The sequence below is a fragment of the Sphingobium phenoxybenzoativorans genome, from assembly GCF_001757355.1.
Classification (GTDB): domain Bacteria; phylum Pseudomonadota; class Alphaproteobacteria; order Sphingomonadales; family Sphingomonadaceae; genus Sphingobium; species Sphingobium phenoxybenzoativorans.
Genome location: NZ_MINO01000182.1, coordinates 1 through 1,224, shown reverse-complemented (window position 1 = coordinate 1,224; position 1,224 = coordinate 1). Strand labels below are relative to the sequence as shown.

Genomic DNA, 1,224 nt, shown 5'->3' with positions numbered 1-1,224 from the left:
ACGCTGGGCCCGTGGGATCGGATCGGCGTGCGCATCATTCCGGTGAGCGGGCATAGGATCCTGGCAGGCGGCCTGCTGTCCTTTACAGCGGAAGCCACCAGCGCCCTTCTCGAGGCATTGCGCCTGGGACAGGGCAAGCGCGGCCCGCGCGCGAAACTAGTGATCGACGATGATCAACTGCGCGACCTGGCGCCGCTCATCTCGATGGTCTGGCTGTTCGACATCTTGCCCAGGATGCTCGAGCCTGTCGCCATCCCCACGCTGCATAACGCCGATGGCGAGGAGGTTGTTTTCCACCGTGTCCGTTTTCCGTTCACGCGGGGGACGACGCAGGCACTCATCGGCGACCGCCTCGATACCGTGCCCGCCCTGCAGCGGGAAACGTCACATTTCTGGAACTGGCTCGGCACCAGAACAAAACAGGGCAAGAAAGGCACCGGCCAGATGGCGTGGGGTGTGTCAATGGAAGACGGCACGCCGGTGCTTGGGAATCTGGAACTCAAGGGCCGCGCTCTGATCCTCTCCGTCACCTCGGCCGAACGTGCAGAACGCGGCGTTGCACTCGTCACCCAGGCGCTCGGCGCCCTGGTGGGAACACCTTTGACCGAGATCGAGACGATCGAACAGGCGATGGCTGCGCGTCAGGAAGGACGAACCGTGTCGGAGCCGGCACCGGACATCCCGGTCGAGGTCGCCACCCCGCTTGTCCACGGCATGCTCGATCGTCAATACCGGACACTCCTCGATGAGCCTGTCCCGATGCTCGGCGACAAAACGCCGCGACAATGCGCCGGCAGCAAGGCCGGACGCGACCAACTCGCCACGTGGCTAAAACATCTCGAAAATCTCAGTGGGAGACACGCTGACATCGATGATCCGATGGCGACGTACGACTTCGGGTGGATATGGCAGGAACTCGGGATCGAAGAACTGCGCCGGTGACGGCTTGACCCCGCAACGATGAAGGACATGCTGGCCGCCTGATAGACACTGGAGCCGCCTTCACCAACGGTGCCTGCGGATTTGTATTGCGCACGGCTGCTCGCAGGTGCAGCATGAGGATGCCTTTCAGGCATCCTCTCCTAAAACTATGGCCGGCCGTTGTGCCGGCCTTTTTGTGTGGCCGCGACGGCTTACGTAGCGCAATCCCTGGCAGAGAAGCTGGCGCCGACGTCCCTCAAGCTCGCCTACCGTGAATCTGTGGCCGAATAATGCACAGGGGCC

1 protein-coding gene is annotated in these 1,224 nt (G+C 62.7%); it reads left to right on the top strand.

Translation table 11 applies throughout. The annotated features are described in order from the left end of the window. On the top strand, positions 1-942 hold a 942-nt coding region (locus BHQ40_RS24710; RefSeq protein ID WP_070158309.1), incomplete at its 5' end, for a hypothetical protein. Positions 943-1,224 lie beyond the last annotated feature (282 nt).